Origin of the sequence: Porphyromonas somerae DSM 23386 (assembly GCF_000372405.1) — a bacterium.
In the GTDB taxonomy this organism is placed as follows: Bacteria; Bacteroidota; Bacteroidia; order Bacteroidales; family Porphyromonadaceae; genus Porphyromonas_A; species Porphyromonas_A somerae.
The window spans coordinates 1-6,893 of sequence record NZ_AQVC01000067.1; the positions used below are offsets into that span (position 1 = coordinate 1).

A 6,893-nucleotide genomic window follows, 5' to 3' on the forward strand; every position below is an offset into this window, starting at 1 on the left:
TTGACCCCGGCTGAGGGGTCAGACCTAGAGATAGGGTTGTCCGACCCCTCGGCCGGGGTCGCAAGGGTGTGTGGTACCTCTTTATACACAGGTCTACGGCACTGCGTGCCTTGACCTGTGCCTATTTAGCACGGACCTCTGCCGAGGTCCTTACTTATAGACATCCTGTTAAAAAGTATACGGTAAGAACTTTCTAATGCGTAACCCCTGTCGGTACTGGGATTACCCCAGAGATGACGCCAGCAAAAGATTTGGTCTCAACGATTTAGTTTCGTACATTTGCGATACCCCTCCTGCAATTAGGAGGATTTTGGACAGCAAGAACTCACGGGGCGTGACTTGACAGGAGCCTACCAGTTTAAAGTCTAGAACTAAATAGTATATGCTTGTATGATATTTATTACCACCAAGCACATAACACATAATGAAGCTACATTGTAGCTATTCCTTTATGAAAAATATTTTGTCAATAATCTTATTACAACTTCTTTTTCTTGTTGATTCCTGTTGCGTGGGGTCTTCTCAAAACAGCATGTATCATCCAATTGATTCCATATCAACAAATTATTCTCAGAGTAATGTAGCATATTATGGCATTCGACTTTGGCCGAAGGAGAATTCGAGTGGGGAGGTTAAGAAAGGAAATGTAGAAAATAGAATTTTCCTTGTGTTAGATATGGGGGATACCTTGACTATTGTATCCGATGACTCTCGATTCTTTAATAATAACATTTGTTCTATAGCAACCAAGAAGAGGGCTAGGCAAATATATAAGGGATATCAACTGGATTTTGATGATGAAGTCCCCATGGGATTTTGGGCAACATCTTTGTCGGATACGATTCTTTACGAAAAGGCTCCCATAAAATCTGCTTGCTATCAGTTGTCCAAGGGTATATTAAGAAGTGACCTTGCAATTGATATGGTTATAAAGGAGGGAATGACAATAGACTCCTTAATAAAGGATACAGAACTCAATAACAGTTCCTTTCTAAATTGTTTGTCGAAATATAAGCATATTGCTATAATACACCCAATGGCCGTTCGTTCAAATTTTGTAAATAAAAAGATGGGGGTAGGTTACCAAAAAGGTCTTGGCGACTTCACAATGCTTCTTTTGACAATAGATAATCACAAAATATCATCGATTGAATTTACGAATTTTGGAAAAGAAAGGATGACTGATGGTTTAAGCATAGAAGAATGTTTGAATTTCAGATAAATCTTTTCTGTAAATAAAAACTTGTGCCAGCTATCACCTCACCTATACCTATCAGGAGACTCTACAGCGTAAGAAGTTACAACTCGGCAATGTTCGTGGCATCAACTTTTAATAGAAGAAAAGGACGCAGATGAAAACTATTTTATCAAAAACCATTTTATTGGTATTTGTCATATTACTCTCTTGTAAGATGGATGCTCAGTGCCTACCAGATAGTAGCCTGTATAGCCATATAACCTATATAGATGGAAAATGTGAGCGAGAAATAGAATGTATATTTCAAGGGATAGGCAGAAACCCTTTGGATGGAGATACGCTAGGGATAGCTTCTGCGATAAAAAAAGAGATAAAAGAGATCCCCAAGAGTTCAGTTTCGTTTGTTTATAAGGGTCAGAATTATTATATCAGTATAAAAAACGAGTGCGACACTAGGAGAATTTCCTATGGTGAGAGGATAAGGATGAGAATTCTCTTTTTTGAAGGGATAAAGCAACCATATAGTTTTATACATCCTTTTGCTATCATAACAAAAGTGGAACTCTGTCATCCCCGAAAGACCTGTGTACAAAAGCATATTACCTACCTCGATGATCCCGACCGAGGGGGTCAGGCCTAGATAAGGTTGTCCGACCTCCCGCGAGGGGAGGTCGTAGGGGTTGGGGGAAGTTGCCGTGTTTCCCCCGGTCGTTCGGGCTTCGCCCTCCGATGCGGGGGGTAGGATCCGTCCGACCGCAAGCGGTCGTTTTGAGACTGTTGCACGAAGGCGATCTGCTGCGTTGCTTTCGGAATTCGGGCCTCGGTCACGTACGTGAGTACGCTCCCTTCGGCCTCATCCTCAGCGCCTTGCATCTCATCCTTCGTGCAAAGTCTCAGCACATTTGTTTCAAATGTGCGAGAATGGCACTTCGTGCAACATTCTCTGTATAGGAGGGAGAGTATTCCCAAGAGGAATCCAATAGAGGTAACTGTATAATACTCCTTTGGTCATTAAACTCTATGCCATATCTATTCTTTTTATCAACACAGCTAAATGCTATTAATATGACACATAAAGAGCCAATCATACATTTTATTCTTCTGCCCTTGCTGCTTCTTTCCATTTCCATATCCTAATAGTTTTTCTCTAACTATGTATATTCCTGCACTGTTTAAAGATATTAATTTCTAATGACAAAGGGTGAGAAATCGCAAGAAATCTCACCCTTCTTTTTTACCCCTCATACAGCTTGTGGAATCTTGGGCTTATCCCTCTAGAATGCTCTTGCTGTGAGGCATTCATCGGGGTCAATGAGCACGGACCTAGGCAGAGGTTCCTTACTCTAAGTGGTATCGCCCGTTTCTTCAACAATCTCTTCTTGTATCAACCCTATATTCCGTATGCGTGCGGAGTGGATTCCGCAGGGCTACGGAATGCGTTCCGCACGCATACGGAATATGAGGTCGGTATATCATCGCGTTCCTGAATGTGTAGACACTCCGTCTCCCCTATTCCTGAAAGTGTAGACACATTGAGAGGAAATGATGCGTCTTAGAACAAGTTGTCCGACCGCAAGCGGTCGTTTTGTCCTTCCCAAGCTGATCCCAACTGATTACCCCAACTGCTAATAAAGTGTTGAGTAATTATTAATGACCTCCCACAAGGGGAGGTCAGTCACGGTTAGACCTTTCTAATGCGTAACCCCTGACCCTCACCCCCACAAATGGCGACCATCTACCCGAAAATGGTTATCTTTGGTAACGACTCAAACCAATACTCAATTATGAACGAGATACGCAACTACCTACGAGAGATCACCAAGCGCCTACAAGCAGGTGGGCAGACCGAGATGAGCTACCGCACCGACTTCCAAGTGCTCCTCCGCCAACTCCTCCCCAAGGAGATCGCCATCACCGAGGAGGCACAAGGCACCAACAACATCGGTCGACCCGACTTCACCTTTACCTGCGCCGGGCGACCCATCGGCTATATCGAGACCAAAGACATTGGTGATCGTGACCTCGAAGGGTATCAGCTCAAAGGGGGTAATAAGGAGCAATTTGACCGCTACAAGAGCTCGCTCCAAAATATCATCTTCACCGACTACCTCCGCTTCCTCTACTACCGCGATGGCGAACTGGTGATGGAGGTCTCCATCGCCACCCTTACCGCCGACCGCAAGGCGAAGCCGATTGAGCTCAACTTCGGACAGTTCCAAGAGATGATCAAAGCCTTTGCCGAGCACCAAGGCGTCACCATCACCTCCGCCACCCAATTGGCACAGCTCATGGCACGCAAAGCGTGGCTCATGTGCGATGTGATGGAGCAGGCACTCACCGAAGACCTCCGCCGTGCCGAGCAGGCCGAGCAGCAGGGGCAGATGTACACCAGCGACCTCCTACAGCAGCTCGCCTCCTTCCGCTCCCTACTGATAGAGGATATGCCACCCCGCGACTTCAGCGACGTCTACGCACAGACCGTCACTTACGGACTATTTGCCGCCCGCTTCAATGACCCCTCCCTCGAGAACTTCTCACGGCAGGAGGCGGCCGAACTCATCCCCCGCACCAACCCCTTCCTACGTCGCCTCTTCGGGCATATCGCAGGCCCCGACGTGGATCCACGTATCCTCTGGGTACTCGATGAGCTGGTAGAGATCTTCAAGAGCTGCGACCTCAAGAAGATCCTCGGCGACTTCGACCGTGCCGATTGGTCCGACGACCCAATCATCCACTTCTACGAAGACTTCCTCGCCATCTACGACCGCCAGCTCCGCAAAGACCGCGGCGTCTGGTACACCCCTCAGCCGGTGGTACAATACATCGTCGGGGCAGTCGACCGCATCTTACAGAGCCACTTCGGTCTCTCCAAAGGGCTCGCCGACCCCACCAAGATCACTGTAGAGCAAGAGCGAGCCGACCAGCTCCGTGGTGGCAAACGCAAGGTGCAAGTGCCCTACCACCAAGTGCAGGTGCTCGACCCCGCCACAGGCACCGGTACCTTCCTCGCCGAAGCGATCCGACAGATACACACCAAGTTCCAAGAGCAGCAAGGGCTATGGCAAGGCTACGTGCAGGAACACCTTATCCCACGGCTCAATGGCTTTGAGCTGATGATGGCGAGCTACGCCATCGCCCACCTAAAGCTCGATATGGTGCTGCAGAATACCGGTTACCGCACCCCCGAGAGCCACGCCGAGCGCTTCCGCATCTTCCTCACCAATTCGCTCGAAGAGGCACACCCCGATACCGGCACCCTATGGCTCAATACCCTCCTCTCCAATGAGGCACTCGAGGCCAATCGCATCAAGCGTGATACCCCCGTGATGGTGGTGATGGGCAATCCTCCCTATTCGGGAGAAAGCGCCAACCAAGGAGCCTGGATCGGCGAACTGATGGAAGCCTATAAAAAGGAGCCAGGTGGCAAGGAGCGACTGAACGAACGTAACTCTAAGTGGCTCAATGACGACTACGTAAAGTTTCTCCGCTACGGAGAGTATATGATCCGTAAGAATGGCACTGGTATCCTCGCCTACATCAATCCCCACGGCTACCTTGATAATCCTACCTTCCGAGGGATGCGGTGGCACCTCCTTGAGTCCTTCGACGAAATCTACGTACTCGACCTCCATGGCAATGCCCGTAAGAAAGAGACCACACCCGATGGGGGCAAAGATGAGAATGTCTTTGATATCATGCAGGGTGTCAGCATCAACCTCTTTATAAAAGATGGTAAGAAAAAGAAGGGTGCCCTCGCCAAAGTCTACCATAGTGATCTCTATGGATTGAGACAAGAGAAGTTCGACTGGCTCACCTCACATGCCTTTGATCCTAGTATGTATCAAGAGGTACTTCCCAATGACCCCAACTACTTCTTTGTGCCGAAAGACGAAAGCGGACGGGAGGAGTATGAACAAGGCTTTTCGGTAGCTGATTTAATGAGAGACAATAATACAGGTATTGTAACAGCTAGAGATCACTTCACTATAAAAAATAGTGCTCAAGAAGTTCTAGATACAATTGATAAGTTCCTTTCTCTTGATGATGAGCAGGCAAGAGAATACTTCAACTTACGAAAAGATGTTCGAGATTGGAAAGTGTCCTATGCCCGTAAAGATTTACTACAGAATTATCCAAACAATGGTAAGCTCTCTAAAATCGCATATCGTCCCTTTGACATAAAATACACATTCTACACAGGTGTCAACAAAGGGTTATATACTAATCCAAGGTGGGACATTATGCAGCATTTTATCAAAGGTGATAATGTAGGCTTATGTACAACACGGATGTTATCCACAAGAATATTCCAACATGCCCTGGTTTCAAAAGGTATTATAGATAATGGCACCATTTCTTCTGCCACCAGCGAGCGTTCTTATGTCTTTCCTCTCTACCTCTACAGCGACGAGGGGTACTTCAGTGAGGAGGGCGGGACGAGGGTTCCGAACCTTGATGAGGGGATTGTGGCGAAGATAGCCGAGGCGATTGGGCGTCGGTTTGTGCCAGAGGTGACGGGGGAGGAGGGCACCTTTGCCCCCATTGACCTACTCGATTATATATACGGTCTGCTCTATCACCCTGAGTATCGGGAGCGTTACTTCGAATTCCTCAAGGTGGACTTCCCCCGCATCCCTTACCCCGATAGTGCTGCCTGCTTCGACCAGTACAAGGCGATCGGTGGGCAACTGCGTAGGCTTCACCTGATGGAGGAGCAGCCGGAGCGGACAGGGGTCACCTATCCAGAGGTGGGCGACAATAGTGTCAGCCAGCAGAAGTGGGCGGAGGGCAAGGTGTGGATCAATAAGGAGCAGTACTTCGGTAATGTGCCGGAAGAGGTATGGAACTACTACATCGGTGGCTACCAGCCTGCACAGAAGTGGCTGAAGGACCGACGCAATACCACCCTCTCCTTTGACGATATCACCCACTACCAACGCATCGTCCACGCCCTCGCCACCACCATCGCCCTCCAATCCGAGCTCTCCCAGCTCCCCCTTCCCTAAAAAGCACCCGACAGGGTGCCATTCAGCTAGCCCCCGCGTCGGAGGGGGCAACGCCCCCGAACGACCGGCGGGAAAAAAAGGCACGGTATACATAATCGACCCTTGTGGTCGCACAAGCCTATCCAAGTGCGACCACAAGGGTCGATTGATAAAACCCAACACCTTTCCCGCCGGTCTTCGGCTCTGCGAGCCTTGACCGGGGGCTATCTGAGTAGCACCCTGGCGGGTGCATCAGGGCGGGCGTCCGACTCGTCCGATAAGCTATCGCCCCCTCCCCAAAAAAAGACCCCAGCTGAGGGATCCGTGTTAAATAGGCACAGGTCAAGGCACGTAGTGCCGAAGACCTGTGTATAGCGATGTGCAAAACACCCTTACGACCCCGGCTGAGGGGTCGGACACCCTTATCTAGGTCTGACCCCTCAACCGGGGTCATTGAGGTGGAAAATACGCTCTTATACACAGGTCGTTCGGGGCTAACGCCCCTCCGACCTGTGCCTATTTAACACGGACCTCTGCGAGGCCCTTCCTCTTTGGCTCTCCAATAAATGCTACACAAACCTTTCTAATGCGTAACCCTGACAGGGGTTTTAGAAACTTAAGTTACAGTCATAGTATAGAAGGTTGTATTAGAGAAGCTACTAAGGACCTCGGAGAGGTCCGACGGATCCTAGCCCCCGTGTCGGAGGGGG

3 protein-coding genes are annotated in these 6,893 nt (G+C 48.9%); all 3 read left to right on the top strand.

Annotated features, from left to right (window positions below; genetic code table 11):
- Positions 1-451: 451 nt before the first annotated feature.
- The 3 genes from A3GK_RS0109695 to A3GK_RS0109710 all read left to right on the top strand — a co-directional run bounded on the left by A3GK_RS0109695 (position 452) and on the right by A3GK_RS0109710 (position 6,204).
- Entirely contained in the window at positions 452-1,222 is a 771-nt protein-coding gene (locus A3GK_RS0109695) for a hypothetical protein (protein ID WP_018029255.1), read from the top strand.
- A gap of 130 nt (positions 1,223-1,352) precedes the next feature.
- On the top strand, positions 1,353-1,838 hold the full coding sequence (locus A3GK_RS0109700; protein WP_018029256.1) for a hypothetical protein: 486 nt from the start codon (positions 1,353-1,355) through the stop codon (positions 1,836-1,838).
- A 1,144-nt stretch (positions 1,839-2,982) separates the two neighbouring features.
- On the top strand, positions 2,983-6,204 hold the full coding sequence (locus A3GK_RS0109710; RefSeq protein WP_026161840.1) for a type ISP restriction/modification enzyme: 3,222 nt from the start codon (positions 2,983-2,985) through the stop codon (positions 6,202-6,204).
- Positions 6,205-6,893: the final 689 nt, after the last annotated feature.

Coding starts and splice junctions, on each gene's coding strand:
- A3GK_RS0109710 (WP_026161840.1), top strand. CDS start 2,983: ATGAACGAGATACGCAACTACCTACGAGAGATCACCAAGCGCCTACAA.
- A3GK_RS0109700 (WP_018029256.1), top strand. CDS start 1,353: ATGAAAACTATTTTATCAAAAACCATTTTATTGGTATTTGTCATATTA.
- A3GK_RS0109695 (WP_018029255.1), top strand. CDS start 452: ATGAAAAATATTTTGTCAATAATCTTATTACAACTTCTTTTTCTTGTT.